Below are 16,887 nucleotides of genomic sequence, written 5' to 3'. Positions count from 1 at the left end.
AAGAGAAAGTTTTTCATGGTGAATCTAAAACAGTTTAAATATCCTTTATTAAGTAAGCCAGAATTGGCAATATTTACTGCGACAATATTGTGGGGCATTACATTTTTAGTCATTCACATTGCGGTACGCTATAGTGGTCCTCTGTTTTTTGTTGGATTTCGTTTTATTGTTGCATCTCTTATATGTGGGGTAATTTTTTGGCGCTCTATAAAAGGTATAACCGTTTATGAAGTTTTCGCTGGGATGGCGATAGGTTTAGCCATGTTTTTTGGTTATGCTTTTCAAGCAGCTGGACTTCAAACAATTATTAGTAGTCAGTCAGCTTTTATCACAGCGCTTTATGTACCGATGGTTCCAATCTTGCAATGGATTGTTTTTAAAAAACCTCCCCGTTTAGCTTGTTGGATTGGTATTATTTTCGCTTTTATTGGGCTTGTATTGATTTCAGGACAAAAGCCGGGAAATTTTGATTTTTCAAAAGGCGAAATTTTAACTTTGTTAGGCGCTTTAGCGATTGCTGGAGAAGTCATACTCATCGGAATTTTTGCGAACAAGGTTGATAGTCGGCGTGTAACCATTATTCAGTTATTTTTTAGTGGTTTTTTTTCATTTGCTTGTATGCCTTTGATGGGTGAAAGCATTCCTGAATTTTCGTGGGTGTGGTTTAATATTGGTATAGGATTGGCATTAATGAGTGCCATCATTCAATTAGCTATGAATTGGGCACAAAAGTCTATTTCCCCTACGCGTGCGACACTCATTTACGCAGGTGAACCGGTATGGGCTGGTATTGTTGGGCGTTTGGCTGGAGAACATTTATCTCCCTTAGCTTTATTGGGCGGTTTGCTTATTCTGATTGGGATCATTGTGGCTGAATTACAACCTTCACAATGGCGTAAAAAAAATAAAGCAATTAAAAAAATTGATTAGCTATACATTTTTTTATTATGATTTTATTGCATGAGATTTTTTCTTGTAGAGTTTTCATTTTTAAGGCTTTTTTAATATTAAGATGATTAAGAAGTTCTATAAGTTATTCCAGCTTTTGCATGCCAAATTGGAGAAATAGTATGCTTCTATCTGTTTGCCTAACTTCTGAAACGGGCAGACAACCTTTATTGAGCCAAAGCATGAGGTGATATAAAGGTAAAAATTAACGCCTATCTTTAAATTCGGCTTTACAACTTTCAAAAACATCTACGGTAATGTTTTTGAATAATGAAAACTATGCACTGTCGCACGTTATTTCTTTTGTCCTTTAATAGAGTTACGCTTCTCACGCAAAATAGAACGTCCAAAGTACCCCATAACGTTGTGCATTAAATCGTTTTTTTTAAAAGATAATTTTCTCAATATACATCATATTCATTGACGGTCCACATGAAGTATAGAAAAACCACAGAGCATCATTATAAATCAATGCGTTATCCAATGAATCGAAGAGGATTGGTGTGTTTTATCTTTAATAGAGGAAGGAAGGAGTTATATAAAAAGTATACAAAAGCATCACTCAATAGAGCATATTTCTAAAGTTTTAAAAATTGAGAAGAAACTCCCTCGATATTCATGTTATCTTATATAAGATTGCTAAAAAAGAAGATTATTGCATACAAATAAAAAAGCATTTCTTGCGAATTTATTGCAAGCCTAAATGATATACACGCCCATCATATAAATATGATAATACATTGATTTATAATTATAATATATCATTATTCACATTGAGTTAAAACCCTGAATATTGTAAAACTTTCTCACTTCAAATCATTTTCATGTTAAATCAATCCAAATCACTTGCTTACACATCACAAGTGGGTGGGGGGCATGTGGGTAAAGACTGTACAAGAAAGGCATATCTCTTATAAACTTTTTCAAGTGTAAAGGATCGTCGTAATATTGGAGGTTGGCAAAGTGTGTGATGGTGCCAGCTTACTACAGCATATGAGTTATCAAATAAGATGTGAAAGGATCATTTTAGCACCCTTGGATTTAATTTAGCAAACAAAAGCCTCATTTTTTAGGCTATAAAAAGTTGTGTTTTGAGAAGCTTTTTAGGTTTATATTCTTTTGATAGAAGCCGGAGCATAATTGGTCTTTGCGTTTTGTATTATTCTTTGCTAAATCGCCTTATATGACAATAGATCGTAATTATATTCGTAATTTTTCCATCGTGGCGCATATTGATCACGGCAAATCCACTTTAGCTGATCGTTTGATTCAAATAACAGGTGGGCTTGATACACGTGAGATGAAAGAACAAGTACTCGATTCCATGGATATTGAGCGTGAACGTGGAATTACTATTAAAGCACAGACGGTACGTTTACACTATAAAGCAAAGAATGGTGAAACCTATATTTTAAATCTTATGGATACACCTGGTCATGTGGATTTTGCTTATGAGGTTTCGCGTTCATTGGCAGCTTGTGAAGGTTCTCTGTTGGTGGTGGATGCAAGCCAAGGCGTAGAGGCGCAGACGTTAGCAAATGTTTATCAAGCCATTGATAATTCCCATGAGTTGGTTGTTGTTCTCAATAAAGTTGATCTTCCAGCAGCAGAACCTGAGCGTGTTAAAGAACAAATTGAAGATGTGATAGGCATTGATACATCTCAAGCAGTAGAAATATCAGCAAAAACAGGTTTGGGTGTTCCTGATGTTCTGGAGGCAATTGTTGCACAATTACCACCTCCACATACAGGCGATGTTGCAAATCCCTTGAAAGCAATGTTGGTTGATAGCTGGTATGACGCATATCTTGGTGTCATTGTTTTGGTACGGGTGATAGATGGTATTTTAAAAAAAGGCCAAACCATTCGTATGATGGGTACAGGAGCAAAATATCCAGTTGAGCGCGTTGGGGTTTTTACACCTAAAATGGTACAGGTTGATGAATTAGGACCAGGCGAGATTGGTTTTATCACTGCTTCTATCAAAGAGGTAGCAGATACACGGGTTGGGGATACGATTACTGAAGAGCGTCGTCCTTGTGAAAATGCTTTGCCTGGTTTTAAGCCGGCGCAACCTGTTGTCTTTTGTGGACTTTTTCCAATTGATGCTGCCGATTTTGATGATTTGCGTGCAGCCATGGGCAAATTACGCTTAAATGATGCGAGTTTTTCTTTTGAAATGGAAACGTCTGCGGCTTTGGGGTTTGGTTTTCGCTGTGGTTTTTTGGGACTTCTGCATCTTGAAATTATTCAAGAGCGATTAGAGCGTGAGTTTAATTTGGATTTAATTGCGACAGCACCTTCAGTTGTTTATCGCATGAATATGAATGATGGTTCTGTTAAAGAGTTGCACAATCCAGCGGATATGCCTGATGTGGTTAAAATTTCTTCCATAGAAGAACCATGGATTCGAGCGACAATCATGACTCCTGATAATTATCTTGGGTCAATTTTAGAGCTATGCCAAGAGCGGCGTGGGGTACAGGTTGGTTTGTCCTATGTTGGAACCCGTGCTATGGTAACGTATGATTTACCACTGAATGAAGTTGTTTTTGATTTTTATGATCGGCTAAAATCGATTTCAAAGGGTTATGCTTCTTTTGATTATCAAATGACAGATTATGCAGAAGGTGATTTAGTTAAAATGTCTATTTTGGTGAATGGAGAGCCTATTGATGCATTATCGATGCTTGTTCACCGCATGATTGCAGAAAAGCGCGGGCGTTCAATGTGTGAAAAACTGAAAGATCTTATTCCTCAGCATATGTTTCAGATTCCAGTTCAAGCGGCTATTGGTGGTAAAGTTATAGCGCGCGAAACGATTCGTGCTTTGCGTAAAGATGTAACAGCGAAATGTTACGGGGGTGATGTTACGCGTAAGCGCAAACTTTTGGAAAAGCAAAAAGAAGGCAAAAAGCGGATGCGCCAATTTGGAAAAGTAGAAATTCCACAATCGGCATTTATTCAAGCGCTCAAAATGAACAAATAATGAAAAAAGGGGTATTTTCTCTCATTGATTGCGCTTTTGCTTTTGTCGATTGGTTCAGGTGTTTAAAGGATACTTTAAATAGAATTGCGCCGTGCTTCATGTTTTTGTGTATTGCGTAATGGTGTCACTTTCTTACGTAAAACAGAATGCTTTAAACAAAATACATTTATGTTGCATATTGGCGTGCTCGTTTTCGTAAATCATCACTCAATACATCAAACTCCATTTCACAACGGGGGCTATGAAAAATATAACGTAAAATACACTGTGAATGATATAAAATCCATTTTGGCATTACCGCTTTTACGCGTCAGAAAGGTGCAAAGCGCACCCATCATACTCTTTTTCAGCTCAAAATATTATGACAGTCCTTATCATTTGAGAGAATTCATTAAAAGTATTTCACTCTTTTCTTAAAGTGTTTCTTACCCACACACCAACTGCGTTTGTAACGTGTAAGGAAATGATAGTGATTGATTCACTATGAAAGGATTTGAAATGAGAGAATCCTTGTATTCGAGGTTATTATTCAAGTTAAAAAACGATGAAATATTATTATGCATTAATCTTGTGTCTAAGAACGTAAAAGATCATTAATGGATGTTTTTTCTCGTGTTTTTTGATCAACGCGTTTTACAATAACAGCACAATAAAGGCTAGGTCCTGCTTCACCATTTGGTAAAGGTTTTCCAGGGAGAGAACCTGGTACAACCACTGAATAGGCTGGTACTTCACCAATAAAAATTTCACCTGTTGTACGATCAATAATCTTTGTTGATTTTCCAATAAAGACTCCCATTCCCAAAACAGCACCTTCACGGATAATACAGCCTTCAACAATTTCAGAGCGAGCACCGATAAAGCAATGATCTTCAATGATTGTTGGATTTGCTTGCAGTGGTTCTAAAACACCTCCAATACCAACACCGCCAGAAAGATGGACATGTTTACCAATTTGTGCACAAGAACCAACGGTGGTCCATGTATCAACCATTGTGCCCTCATCGATAAAAGCACCAAGATTGACAAAGGATGGCATCAATATAACATTGGGTGCAATGTAAGCAGAATGACGTACAATGGCTCCAGGAACGGAACGGAAATCAGCACTTTTAAAATCTGCCTCTTGCCAACCAGAGAATTTTGAAGGAACTTTATCCCACCAATGTGTCCCATTGATTCCACCAGTAATAATTTGCATAGGATTAAGCCGAAAAGAGAGCAAAACCGCTTTTTTCAACCATTGATGAACATGCCATTGTCCATTTTTTTGTCGTTCTGCAACACGGATTTCACCTTTATCAAGAAGGTTCAATGCATGTTCAACACTCTCACGTATTTCGCCTTTTGTGGTAGTATCGATGGAATCACGATCGTCAAAAGCTCGTTCGATAATAATTTCAAGTTGTGTGATATGGGTCATGACGAGAGTTCCGTTAAACAAGTTGAAAGCTTCAAGATTTATTCTCTATGAACTACGCGAAGAAATGTGTTCAGTCAATAAAACGATGAGGAAGTAGGACAGGTGCATGAAAAAAGGCTGTAAAGAAAAAAGAAAAAGGGAGCAAGAAAACTGGACACCACTTCTCCATACGAAGGATGCTCTACAACAGATCCATAAAGTCTCTAATTCAGCACAAGTGCGTTCGTCTACTTATCGTTTAGCCTATATCGATCAAGATTTTATGATGCGTCCAGAGCTGCGCTCACAACGTATTAGTCTTGAATTTTTAAAGCCGGAAATAACCCTTAAAGAATATGATATTCAATCAACAGTTGTTTTGTTTGGTGGTGCGCGTATTCCTGAACCTGGGCAAGCAGCGTGGGTTGCAAAGAATGAAATACAAAAGAAAAATTTGCATGCTATGTCACATTATTACGATGAAGCAAGAGAGTTTGCACGTTTGTGCTCACTTTATTCTGCTACGACACAATATCGTGAATTTGTGGTTGTTACGGGGGGAGGACCAGGAATCATGGAGGCGGGAAATCGTGGTGCTTGTGATGTTGGTGCTCCAACGATTGGCTTGAATATTATTTTACCACATGAGCAAGAGCCTAATTCGTATGTGTCGCCGCATTTATGTTTCAATTTTCATTATTTGGGGATGCGCAAAATGCATTTTTTAGTACGAGCGAAAGCCCTAGCCATTTTCCCTGGAGGATTTGGGACTCTGGATGAACTGTTTGAGACATTAACTTTAGTACAGACGGGGCGTATGAAACAGGTACCAATTTTATTGTTTGGCAAAGAATTTTGGAGCAATACTGTCAATTTTGAGTATCTGTCTGCACAAGGTACAATTTCTCCTACTGATATTAATTTTGTAAAATTTGTTAATACAGCAGCAGAAGCTTTTGAAGAAATTCGTTCTTTTTATAAACTGCTTTAACGACTTTTGAGATGTTCATTCTTGAAGGATCATTAATACTCTACTTTGGTTAAATAAAGTCCTGAGGGGGGGGCAACAACACCACAACGTTTACGATCTTTAGCATGAAGAGCTGCTTCGAGATCTTGAGCTGTCCAACGTCCAATACCTACTTCCATGAGGCTTCCTGCGAATGAACGGATTTGATGATGAAGAAAAGAACGAGCTTGTGCATAAAGGAAAATTTCTTCACCTTCTCTTTGAATATCGAGGCGTTCAAGGGTGCGAATAGGGCTTTTGGCTTGGCAGTGTGCTGAACGGAAAGTTGTAAAATCATGTTGTCCTACAAGCTTTTGCGCTGCTTCATGCATGGCGTCAGCATTAAGAGGCTTTGGCAACCACCACACGCGTTTGGCATTTAAGGCTGGTGGAGAGCGACGATTAAGTATTTTAAAAAGATAATGGCGTTTTATAGCGGAAAATCGTGCATCAAAGTCATCAGGGACATTTTCTACGTTTAGGATTGAAATTGCTTCTCCCTGTTTTCGTAAAAGAGTATTGAGCGCATCACGTACAGTATGGGGATGCCAGTTTTTTTCAAAATCAACATGCGCAACTTGTCCCGTAGCATGTACTCCTGCATCCGTTCGTCCTGCTGTTGTTATGGTCAATTGTTGTCCACTGAAGCAAAAAATCGCTTGTTCAAGAGCTCCTTGTATAGTGTGAAGTTTTGCTTGACGCTGCCAACCAGCATAATTTGAACCATCATATTCAAGAGTGAGTTTAAAACGTGGCATCTTAAAAAACAGCAGAAATATGAGCACCTCGCAAAAATGTTGCGCACTCAAGAATTTTACCGCCAGATCTTTGGAGAGAGGTTATTTCTATCCGTCCTTGCCCACAATGGATAATCAAAGAATCTGGTTCTATCCGTCCAATTTCAAGAGAAGGACCTGTTGTTAAGCGACTATCAAGAATTTTTACACGTTCTTCTCGTCCACCGATATTCATGTTGCACCAGCAACTAGGAGAGGGAGAGAGCGCGCGAATATGCCTATGAATAAACTCTGCAGGTTTTGTCCAATCAATGCGGGTCTCTTCTTTTCTAATTTTGGCCGCATAGGTGATGCCTTCTTCTGATTGTGGGGTCAGTTTAAGTTGTCCTTTTTCAAGAGTTGATAAAGTCTCTACCATAAGTTCTGCGCCAATATGTGAAAGTCTGTTTGAAAGCTCCGCAGTGGTGGTGTTATCAGTAATGGGGATGGAGCGAGAAAGAGCGATAGGCCCCGTATCAAGTCCTTCATCCATTTTCATGATCATGATACCTGTTTCTTTATCACCAGCCATAATTGCTCGTTGAATAGGCGCAGCACCACGCCAACGTGGTAAGAGTGAAGCGTGGGCATTAAAACAACCAAAACGTGGCGTTTCGAGAATAGCTTTGGGTAAAAGGAGTCCATAAGCCACCACAATAGCAGCATCAACAGAAAGTGCTGCAAATTGCTCCTGTTGTTCGATTGTTTTGAGTGTTTGAGGCGTGAAGACAGAAATGGATTTTTCTTGCGCTGCAATTTGAACAGGTGAAGGGATTAATTTAAGCCCTCGACGTCCTGCTGGGCGAGGGGGTTGACTATAAACAGCAACAACATCATGACCTGCATCCAGTAAAGCATGTAAAATAGGAACAGAAAAATCTGGTGTTCCCATAAAACTTAATCGTAAAGCCATTACAAAACTGCTTCCTGCATGTTTTTTTCTTTTGCGCGTTTTTTTAATTTTCGTATCACCATATCGCGTTTGATCTTTGAAATGTAATCAATAAAAAGGCGCCCATCTAAATGATCAATTTCATGCTGCAAGCAAGTTGCTAAGAGATCGTCTGCTTCAATTTCTGTTTGTTTTCCTTCACGGTTCTGATAGCGAACACGAAGGCGTTTAGGACGTTCAACCTCTGCAAAATAATCAGGAATAGAAAGACAACCTTCTTTGTAAATATTACGCTCATCTGAAAGCCATAAAATTTCAGGGTTGATAATAACAAGTGGTTTTTTCTGCTCATCTTCAGAATTTCCAGAGACATCTATAACCAATATACGTAGCGGTATACCAATTTGAATAGCAGCAAGACCAACGCCTTTAGCATTATACATGGTTTCCAACATGTCATCCGCAAGTTTTTGGAGAGCTGAATCGACCTGCTCAACAGGTTTGGACACTTCCCGTAAAATCGGATCAGGTAAAGTAACTAAAGATCTCATTGGCATAAGTAGAGATTAATCAATGGTTTGTTATTGGTCAATATTGAATAACGGATTCTTGCGTTTTTTTACAATAAGAGCGTTATATTACAATTTATGTTTGATTCGTTTTTTTCCATACTTGCTGGTGATTTTTTTTCTAAACTAATGCTTTTGCTTTTATTTATACTTGTCTGTTTGACATTTTTTATGTTGATACATTCTCATCGAAAAAAAGCATTTTTGGAAAATGAAATTGCTGAACGCGCACGTGAGGCACAAATGCAGATGGCTACTTTGCTGAAAACACAAGCTGAAATGCAAGGGCGAATGCAAACGATGGCGGAAATTTTTGGTCAACGGCAGGCTGAATTGAATAAATCACTCAGTGAGCAACTCAATGGGATGACAACAAGCTTAGGCCAAACACTTCAGGTACAGACCAAATCCACTTATGAAAATTTGAATCGTTTGCAAGAGCGTTTAGCAGTGATTGATGCAGCACAAAATAATATTCAATCGCTTACGGGACAAGTTGTTCAGTTGCAGTCCATTTTAAGCAATAAGCAGACGCGTGGTACTTTCGGTCAAGGGCGGATGGAAGCAATTATTGCCGATGCCTTACCAACAAACGCTTATGCTTTTCAGGCTGTTCTTTCCAATGGAAAGCGCCCAGATTGTCTCATTCATATGCCCAATAAAGCTCCTTCTCTTGTTGTTGATGCTAAATTTCCTCTGGAGGCTTGGAATGCTATGCGTAAGGCAGAATCAGCGCAAGAGCGTCAAGAGGCAGAACGCCAATTTCGTACCGATATGGAAGTTCATATCCGTGATATTGCACAAAAATATTTGATTCCTGGAGAAACCCATGACACTGCTTTCCTTTTTGTGCCATCTGAATCGATTTTCGCAACAATTTATGAGGACTTTGAGGCATTGGTACAAAAATCCAATAGAGCCCATGTGATTATTGTTTCACCATCTTTGTTGATGCTCTCTGTCCAAGTGGTACAAACCATTATGAAAGATGCGCGGATGCGTGAACAAGCGCATTTAATTCAATCAGAAGTAGCAAAATTGATGGAAGATTTTGGACGAATGGATACGCGTGTTCGCGCACTACAGAAGCACTTTCATAAAGCAGGTGAAGATATAGAGGGAATTTTGATATCATCCTCCAAAATCATGAAACGGGCAAATCGCATTGAAACTGTCGAATTAAAAGAAAATTACTCTGAACCAACAAAAATGACAACATTGGCTCAGTCGAGAACATTGCGTTTTGCTGATGAGGAATAAAGCAAAGCAAGCTTCTTAAATATTACAAGTTAGATCATGTTCTTTATTGATTGGTAATCATTTTTTAGTATCTCTATCTTGTTTTATTTCTTAAACGAGAGGAATAGGAATATGCGACACCTTTTGTTTTTAGGGGCACTGGTGTTTTTGCTAGAGGGATGTGCAACAACCACTCCCATCCACACAAATAATGCTTGTGCTATTTTAGCACAAAAAAATGGTTTTTTTGACAATTGGGGTAAGGTGTCTCAAAGAGCGGAAATGCGCTATGGAATTCCTATGCCTATTATTCTTGCAACCATTAAGATGGAATCGAGCTTTCGTCACAATGCACGTCCTCCACGCAAAAAACTACTTGGTTTTATACCATGGAAGCGTCGGTCGACAGCTTATGGTTATGCTCAAGCGCTTGATAGTACATGGGCAATGTATCTTCGCTCTACAGGAAAGTCTTTTGCATGGCGTACGAATTTCGCAGATGCTGCTGATTTTGTTGCTTGGTATCATCGCCAAAGTGTTCAACGCAATGGGGTGAGGTTTGATGATGCATATAGCCTTTATTTAAATTATCATATGGGGCATGGTGCTTATGCACGTAGTGGTGGGCATGTCAGTGCTGCGCTTTCACAGACAGCACAGCGCATGGCAAGGATATCGAGGCTCTATGAACAGCAATTAAAAAGATGTGGATGGCATTAGGGAAGATTAGGGATTTGAAAATCTCAATCATTGATAGGATAAAATTATTCGAAAGCAAAACTCCGCATGATATGATAAAATAGTGTCGTTTTTCCGATCGTTCAATGAAATAAATTGTTATTTTTTAGAATAAACTCAAGCAACAGAAAGTTTTTGCAATACACAATATATTTGAAGATACTCTCGACATTTTTACCTCCTTTGTTAAAAGAATTTATAATAGAAACTATCTTCTATTTAGCGCTGGCATTTCGCATTGGGCTAAGTGCCAGAGATTATTGAAGAAAAATTTTAAAATATAATATCATTTTTTATTTTCATTATGCGTATTACTGGCTGATTATTATATGAATATTTTCTTTGTTAAGCGTATAAAATAGCAATTAAAACAAAAGCAGTTCGGGCCTCATAAAAAGGGTAAAATATTCAATATAAAAAAACGAGAAATGCATTAAACGAAAAAACGTTATTTTTTATAAAGAGGGCGCTACAGTCTTCAAAAGAACTAGGTGTATTTAGTATTGTATGAAATAAAACATACTTGTCTATTCAGTCCATCTTAATTGAAAGAAGTTATCTTATTGTATTGTAAAAACACTCCCGTTTATAGGATGATAAAGTATATGCAACTTTACACACAATGAATACTCAGGGTAGGGAGTATTCAGAGAAAGATTTGTAGCGTCTATGAAGTAACAAGTCAGTCTCCAATGTTGTGATAGCTTTTGCATTTGAGAATATTTATGAGAAGCGTTTTTATTCTTTTTCTTAAATGGTTTAAGCATATTGATTTATAAAGATAATATATCGTTATTCATATTAAAGTAAGAATCTCGAATGGCGTAGGGTTTTATCGTTTCAGATCTCTTGAGGTTGAATCAATAAAACCATTGGCTTGCACATAACAAGCACAATGGGTATGTGGATAAAAACTGTGAAAGAAAAGACTAAAAATGTTTTTTTATGAACATACATTCTCAAATGTAAGAATTATCCGTAACATTGGGAATTAGCACATATAATGATGGCACCACTTTGCTCTTACTCCTCGACCTTGTTTATGACGTGCAAGGAAAAAAATTAATTGATTCAATATATTATTTAAGTGTTAATATACCTTAGTATTGAGCAGGTATACGCTACTCAAGGTGGATAATTTTTAATTGGCAGAACATCTGATCAGGCTAAAAATACTCGAAAAAAGTTCTGATTCGCAATAATTAAGAAGTATATTTTAATATTTTATTCTCTACTCTTTGTTTAAGTACTTCATATTTTTTAAAAAGATACCGGTAACCAACATATTATGATATTTGTGGAAATATTGTGGTAAAGGAAATTCAAATTTTGTCCTTTAAGACAAGGCGCAGGTTAAACAGCTCATTTTCTATTTCTGTGCAAAGCATAAAAAAATTATCTACTTTCACGGTTGCGACAGTAAATTTTATAATCCAACAAATGATTAAAAATGTATTATAATATCATTAAGATGCAAGGAACAGGCGCTATTGGAATGATAATTAAATAGCACATAAACCTTTTAAATTGATGCACACATCTTTTATTATAATTGATTCCCTTGATAGAACAGTTGGTCCTTTTGGTGGAGCTAAGCGGGATCGAACCGCTGACCTCTTGCATGCCATGCAAGCGCTCTCCCAGCTGAGCTATAGCCCCTATAAAAACAAATTGTCCCAAAAAGACAGTATACAATTCCAGCTTTTCTAGAACGATCAAAATTGAAGATCAAGAAGAATTTACATTCAATAAAAAAGATGTCCTCTTTTACTTCTTTTAAGCATCGTCATCATTAGAAACACCGCCTCCGAGAATATCAGTAACGTCATCATCTTCATCGTCACCATCATGAGACAAAAATGTATCATCATCATCACCAAGATCTACATCACTATCTTCTAAATCAGGAAGATCGTCATCTTTAGAATCCACATCATCATCTTCAAGAAGCATAAAAGCAGATTTTTCAAGTGCTGTATCAAGCTCTTCAGTATCAACTTCTTCCTCATTATTTGCTTCAGCTGCTGCAACTTCAAAGTAAGAACGCGGATAAGAAATTCCTGTATAGGGCGACACAATAGGATCGCGATTTAGATCGTAAAATTTTTTTCCTGTTTCTGGATCAACACGTTTAGTTCCAAGTTCTTGTTTTGCCATAAACCGTGCCTCTTTGATTAACTATTATTCCATTAAAAGATAAATTTTATGGTGCTTAATCGAAAAATAATACCTTTGTCAAAGATAAATACACTGTTCCACAGTGATTTTTTCATGACGTCTTTTAAAGCATGTGCTAAAGGATGCACAATTTGATAAAAGTTAGATAGAATTAAATAGAATTTCCATGCAAAAAGCAATCCCTATAACCACCTATAAATCGAGTAGTCTCTCTGGAAAAATTCAAATACCAGGAGATAAATCAATCTCTCATCGCTCTCTTATATTGGGAGGATTAGCAAGTGGTGAGACATATATTCATGGATTACTTGAAAGCGCTGATGTACTCAATACAGCTGCTGCTATGCAAGCTATGGGTGCCTGTATTATTAAAAAAGAAGACTTCTGGATCATACGAGGGACAGGGAATGGTTGCCTTTTAGCTGCACAAAAACCTTTAGATTTTGGAAACGCTGGAACAGGTGCTCGTTTGGTTATGGGAATGGTTGGTCCGTATCATATGAAAACAACCTTTATTGGTGATGCTTCGCTCTCTAAACGTCCAATGGGACGTATCCTTGATCCACTGCGTCTTATGGGGGTTGAAATTGAGGCAACGCGCGACGATCACCTTCCTTTAACGCTTTATGGTCCGAAAATGGCTAATCCGATTCGTTACCGTGTTCCAATAGCTTCCTCCCAAATTAAATCAGCAATCCTGCTTGCTGGACTCAATACCGCCGGCACTACAACTGTTATTGAACCAGTTCTGACACGAGATCATACGGAAAAAATGTTAAAAGCATTCGGTGCGCAACTTGAAATAGAAAAAGATAACGAAGGTGTGCGTTTGATTCATCTTAATGGTCAACCCCATCTTACTGGACAAACGATTCATATTCCGGGTGATCCTTCTTCTGCTTCTTTTCCAATTATCGCAGCCCTTCTTGTAGAAGACTCTGATATCACCATTGAAAATGTTTTGATAAATAACTCTCGAATAGGACTTATCGAAACATTGTGGGAAATGGGTGCTCAAATTGAATTTTTGAACCGACGTCAAACAGGTGGAGAGGATGTTGCTGATCTACGGATAAAATCATCGGTCCTTAGAGGCGTTACGGTGCCCAAAGAACGTGCTCCATCGATGATAGATGAATATCCTGCTTTGGCAGTAGCAGCAGCCTTTGCAGAAGGCAAAACAGTTATGCTAGGAATTGAAGAATTGCGTGTAAAAGAATCAGATCGATTGTCTGCTGTTGCTCAAGGATTAAAAATTAATTGCGTAGACTGTGAAGAAGGTCAAGATTTTCTTGTTGTTTATGGAAAAGGTTCTGCCAAAGGTTTGGGGGGTGGGTATGTTGCAACACATCTTGATCATCGAATTGCTATGTGTTTTCTCATTTTTGGGCTTGTGTCAGAAAAACCTGTTACCATTGATGATAAACGAATGATCGCTACGAGCTTTCCAGAGTTTATTCCTTTTATAAAAAAACTTGGGGGGAAAATCGCTTGAAGCCTTTTGTTATTGCCATTGATGGACCTGCAGCCTCAGGCAAAGGAACCTTAGCACGCAAAATTGCTGCACATTATCGCCTTCGTCATCTCGATACTGGTCTTACTTATCGTAGTGTTGCTCATACGCTTTTACAACAAAATTTAGCTCTTAATGATGAAAAAAATGCTATTATTTATGCTAAAGAACTTGATTTTAATACCTTAAATCCTTCTCTTCTTTCTTCTCATGAACTTGGTGAAGCGGCTTCAAAAATAGCAATTAACCCTGCTGTACGCAAAATTCTTGTCGAAAAACAACGCAACTTTGCTAAAGTTTTGCCCGGCTGTGTGCTTGATGGGCGTGATATCGGAACGATTGTTTGTCCTGATGCCGATATCAAGTTTTATATTCTAGCCAATGTTCAAACACGCGCCAAACGCCGCTACCAAGAGATTTTAAAAAAAGGTGTTCAAGCAAATTATCATGAAATCCTAGCTCAACTTGAACAGCGCGACAGTCGCGATATAACGCGCAAACAAAGTCCACTAAAACCAGCAAAAAACGCCCACTTGCTTGATACGTCAGAATTGAGTATAGAAGCAACATTTGAAGTTGCATGCAGTTTTATTGATCCAATCATAAAAATGCATATAATTGGATAAATTCGTTAAGGTAACTTCCAGCCTAGCGCTAACTTTTTTCCTTTATTCAAGGAAAACGGCTAGGGAGTTACTTATGTTAACACTAACCTAGCGCTCATACCTTATAATACAAGGTATATATTAGGAGTTCTTATGTCACAATACAATCCCACAACAGCGGATTTTGAAGCCCTTTTAACAGAATCTTTTCAAACTAATGATCTTAATGAAGGATCTGTTGTTAAAGGTCGTGTTATTGCAATCGAAAAAGACATGGCCATTATTGATGCTGGTCTTAAAGTCGAAGGACGTATTCCTCTCAAAGAATTTGGAGCTAAAGCAAAAGATGGTTCTTTGCAAGTTGGCGATGAAGTTGAGGTTTACATTGAACGCATTGAAAATGCGATGGGTGAAGCTGTTTTATCGCGTGAAAAAGCACGGCGCGAAGAAAGTTGGGTCCGTTTGGAGGAAAAATTCAATGCTGGTGCACGCGTTGATGGAGTGATCTTTAGCCAAGTAAAAGGTGGTTTTACAGTCGATCTTGATGGTGCCGTTGCTTTCTTGCCTCGCAGCCAAGTTGATATTCGTCCCATTCGTGATGTTTCACCCCTCATGCATAATTCACAGTCCTTTGAAATTTTGAAGATGGATCGTCGTCGTGGCAATATTGTGGTCTCACGCCGCACTGTTTTAGAAGAAAGTCGCGCTGAGCAACGTTCAGAAATCGTACAAAATCTTGAAGAAAACCAAATCGTTGAAGGTGTGGTGAAAAATATTACAGATTATGGTGCCTTTGTTGATCTTGGTGGGATTGATGGTCTCTTGCACGTTACAGATATGGCATGGCGGCGTGTTAATCACCCATCTGAAGTGCTCACAATTGGCCAAACGATTAAAGTTCAGATTATTCGCATTAATCAAGATACGCACCGTATTTCTCTTGGAATGAAACAGCTTGAAAGTGATCCTTGGGAAAGCATCAGTGTCCGGTATCCGATTGGTAAAAAAATTACGGGTGCTGTTACCAACATTACTGATTACGGTGGTTTTGTTGAAATTGAACCAGGAATTGAAGGGCTGATCCATGTTTCTGAAATGAGCTGGACAAAGAAAAATGTTCATCCTGGAAAAATTCTGTCTACATCACAAGAAGTAGAAGTGGTTGTTCTTGAGATTGATCCTTCTAAACGGCGTATTTCTCTTGGCTTAAAGCAAACATTTGAAAATCCATGGGAAGCTTTTGCCAATAAATTTCCTGTCAATTCGCAAATTGAAGGAGAGGTCAAAAATAAAACAGAATTTGGTCTGTTTATTGGGCTTGAAGGCGATGTTGACGGTATGGTTCATTTGTCTGATCTTGATTGGAACCGTCCTGGTGAACAAGTTATTGATACTTATAATAAAGGCGATATCGTTAAGGCTGTGGTCCTTGATGTTGACATTGAAAAAGAGCGCATTTCTCTTGGAATTAAGCAGCTTTCCAGCGATAAAGTTGGAGAAGCAGCTGCTTCTGGCGAATTGCGAAAAGGTGCAGTTGTAACATGCGAAGTGATTGCTGTTAACGACAATGATATTGGTGTGAAATTGATTGACCACAACCTTGAGACAACCATTCGGCGTGCTGATCTTGCGCGTGATCGTGATGAGCAACGTCCTGAGCGTTTCGCAATTGGGCAAAAGGTTGATGCTCGCATCACAGCATTTGATAAAAAAATACGTAAAATTTCAGTATCGATTAAAGCTTTAGAAATTGCAGAAGAAAAAGAAGCTGTTGCACAATATGGTTCTACAGATTCAGGTGCTTCTCTTGGTGATATTTTGGGTGCAGCTTTGAAAAAACAAGAACAAGATTAATCATCGATCATTAAAGTTGGTTTTATTATTAAGGTCACTCATTAGGAGTGACCTTTTTATTTTCTAAAAAAATTGTCTGCTTATTTTTAAATTATTGAAACAAAAATTATAAATGCTTGCAAATAAAAACAAAAAGTTTGTTTTTTGTCTAACAACGGTTCACTATTCAGATAAA

At 38.0% G+C, this 16,887-nt stretch carries 13 protein-coding genes and 1 tRNA gene; 8 read left to right on the top strand and 6 right to left on the bottom strand.

Features of this window, described 5'->3' with window-relative positions; genetic code table 11:
* Positions 1 to 15: 15 nt before the first annotated feature.
* Both ACFINU_RS00420 and lepA read left to right on the top strand, forming a co-directional pair.
* Positions 16 to 930: a DMT family transporter gene (locus ACFINU_RS00420; RefSeq protein WP_375617501.1), complete on the top strand. Its 915-nt coding sequence runs from the start codon at positions 16 to 18 to the stop codon at positions 928 to 930.
* Positions 931 to 2,131: 1,201 nt separating this feature from the next.
* Positions 2,132 to 3,937: a translation elongation factor 4 gene (gene lepA, locus ACFINU_RS00415; RefSeq protein ID WP_375617566.1), complete on the top strand. Its 1,806-nt coding sequence runs from the start codon at positions 2,132 to 2,134 to the stop codon at positions 3,935 to 3,937.
* A 574-nt stretch (positions 3,938 to 4,511) separates the two neighbouring features.
* Here lepA and dapD read toward each other — a convergent pair.
* Positions 4,512 to 5,360: a 2,3,4,5-tetrahydropyridine-2,6-dicarboxylate N-succinyltransferase gene (dapD, locus tag ACFINU_RS00410; RefSeq protein WP_375617503.1), complete on the bottom strand. Its 849-nt coding sequence runs from the start codon at positions 5,358 to 5,360 to the stop codon at positions 4,512 to 4,514.
* A 106-nt stretch (positions 5,361 to 5,466) separates the two neighbouring features.
* Here dapD and ACFINU_RS00405 point away from each other — a divergent pair, with 106 nt between their 5' ends.
* Positions 5,467 to 6,330: an LOG family protein gene (locus tag ACFINU_RS00405; protein WP_375617504.1), complete on the top strand. Its 864-nt coding sequence runs from the start codon at positions 5,467 to 5,469 to the stop codon at positions 6,328 to 6,330.
* Positions 6,331 to 6,362: 32 nt separating this feature from the next.
* On the opposite strand, the gene truA is transcribed toward ACFINU_RS00405, so the two are convergent.
* The 3 genes from truA to def are packed head-to-tail and all read right to left on the bottom strand — an operon-like array spanning position 6,363 to position 8,573.
* Positions 6,363 to 7,106, bottom strand: coding sequence for a tRNA pseudouridine(38-40) synthase TruA (gene truA / locus ACFINU_RS00400; protein ID WP_375617505.1), 744 nt, complete (start codon positions 7,104 to 7,106; stop codon positions 6,363 to 6,365).
* A 1-nt stretch (position 7,107) separates the two neighbouring features.
* The gene (gene fmt / locus ACFINU_RS00395; RefSeq protein WP_375617506.1) at positions 7,108 to 8,037 is read right to left on the bottom strand and encodes a methionyl-tRNA formyltransferase; all 930 of its coding nucleotides are present in this window, start codon (positions 8,035 to 8,037) and stop codon (positions 7,108 to 7,110) included.
* Complete coding sequence (def, locus tag ACFINU_RS00390) at positions 8,037 to 8,573, bottom strand: peptide deformylase (protein WP_375617507.1); 537 nt, start codon at positions 8,571 to 8,573, stop codon at positions 8,037 to 8,039. The genes fmt and def overlap by 1 nt, the downstream gene beginning before the upstream one ends.
* 90 nt (positions 8,574 to 8,663) lie before the next feature.
* Here def and ACFINU_RS00385 point away from each other — a divergent pair, with 90 nt between their 5' ends.
* A complete protein-coding gene (locus ACFINU_RS00385) occupies positions 8,664 to 9,845 on the top strand; it encodes a DNA recombination protein RmuC (protein WP_375617508.1) in 1,182 nt (393 codons plus the stop codon).
* Positions 9,846 to 9,956: 111 nt separating this feature from the next.
* Positions 9,957 to 10,544 (top strand): hypothetical protein, encoded by a 588-nt coding sequence (locus ACFINU_RS00380; protein ID WP_375611399.1) that lies wholly within the window; start codon positions 9,957 to 9,959, stop codon positions 10,542 to 10,544.
* Positions 10,545 to 12,145: 1,601 nt separating this feature from the next.
* Here the strand turns inward: ACFINU_RS00380 and ACFINU_RS00375 are convergent.
* Together ACFINU_RS00375 and ACFINU_RS00370 are read right to left on the bottom strand one after the other, a co-directional pair.
* Positions 12,146 to 12,221, bottom strand: a tRNA-Ala gene (locus tag ACFINU_RS00375).
* Positions 12,222 to 12,338: 117 nt separating this feature from the next.
* Positions 12,339 to 12,719 (bottom strand): TIGR02300 family protein, encoded by a 381-nt coding sequence (locus tag ACFINU_RS00370; RefSeq protein WP_375611400.1) that lies wholly within the window; start codon positions 12,717 to 12,719, stop codon positions 12,339 to 12,341.
* Between the two features lie 187 nt (positions 12,720 to 12,906).
* Here ACFINU_RS00370 and aroA point away from each other — a divergent pair, with 187 nt between their 5' ends.
* The 3 genes from aroA (at position 12,907) to rpsA (ending at position 16,712) form a co-directional block, all read left to right on the top strand.
* Positions 12,907 to 14,235 carry a 3-phosphoshikimate 1-carboxyvinyltransferase gene (gene aroA / locus ACFINU_RS00365; RefSeq protein ID WP_375617509.1) on the top strand — a complete coding sequence of 443 codons (1,329 nt, stop codon included), beginning with the start codon at positions 12,907 to 12,909 and terminating at the stop codon, positions 14,233 to 14,235.
* Entirely contained in the window at positions 14,232 to 14,879 is a 648-nt protein-coding gene (cmk, locus tag ACFINU_RS00360) for a (d)CMP kinase (RefSeq protein ID WP_375617510.1), read from the top strand. The genes aroA and cmk overlap by 4 nt, the downstream gene beginning before the upstream one ends.
* Positions 14,880 to 15,011: 132 nt before the next feature.
* Positions 15,012 to 16,712, top strand: coding sequence for a 30S ribosomal protein S1 (gene rpsA, locus ACFINU_RS00355; protein WP_375617511.1), 1,701 nt, complete (start codon positions 15,012 to 15,014; stop codon positions 16,710 to 16,712).
* Positions 16,713 to 16,887 lie beyond the last annotated feature (175 nt).

Source organism: Bartonella sp. AC130YNZD (genome assembly GCF_042196865.1).
Lineage (GTDB): Bacteria > Pseudomonadota > Alphaproteobacteria > Rhizobiales > Rhizobiaceae > Bartonella.
The sequence above is the reverse complement of the archived record's forward strand: the minus strand, read 5'-3'. Positions and strand labels throughout refer to the sequence as shown.

Bases quoted from the DNA above. Each gene is read 5' to 3' on its own strand.
- ACFINU_RS00420 (WP_375617501.1), top strand. From the start codon at position 16: ATGGTGAATCTAAAACAGTTTAAATATCCTTTATTAAGTAAGCCAGAA.
- lepA (WP_375617566.1), top strand. From the start codon at position 2,132: ATGACAATAGATCGTAATTATATTCGTAATTTTTCCATCGTGGCGCAT.
- dapD (WP_375617503.1), bottom strand. From the start codon at position 5,360: ATGACCCATATCACACAACTTGAAATTATTATCGAACGAGCTTTTGAC.
- ACFINU_RS00405 (WP_375617504.1), top strand. From the start codon at position 5,467: ATGAAAAAAGGCTGTAAAGAAAAAAGAAAAAGGGAGCAAGAAAACTGG.
- truA (WP_375617505.1), bottom strand. From the start codon at position 7,106: ATGCCACGTTTTAAACTCACTCTTGAATATGATGGTTCAAATTATGCT.
- fmt (WP_375617506.1), bottom strand. From the start codon at position 8,037: ATGGCTTTACGATTAAGTTTTATGGGAACACCAGATTTTTCTGTTCCT.
- def (WP_375617507.1), bottom strand. From the start codon at position 8,573: ATGCCAATGAGATCTTTAGTTACTTTACCTGATCCGATTTTACGGGAA.
- ACFINU_RS00385 (WP_375617508.1), top strand. From the start codon at position 8,664: ATGTTTGATTCGTTTTTTTCCATACTTGCTGGTGATTTTTTTTCTAAA.
- ACFINU_RS00380 (WP_375611399.1), top strand. From the start codon at position 9,957: ATGCGACACCTTTTGTTTTTAGGGGCACTGGTGTTTTTGCTAGAGGGA.
- ACFINU_RS00370 (WP_375611400.1), bottom strand. From the start codon at position 12,719: ATGGCAAAACAAGAACTTGGAACTAAACGTGTTGATCCAGAAACAGGA.
- aroA (WP_375617509.1), top strand. From the start codon at position 12,907: ATGCAAAAAGCAATCCCTATAACCACCTATAAATCGAGTAGTCTCTCT.
- rpsA (WP_375617511.1), top strand. From the start codon at position 15,012: ATGTCACAATACAATCCCACAACAGCGGATTTTGAAGCCCTTTTAACA.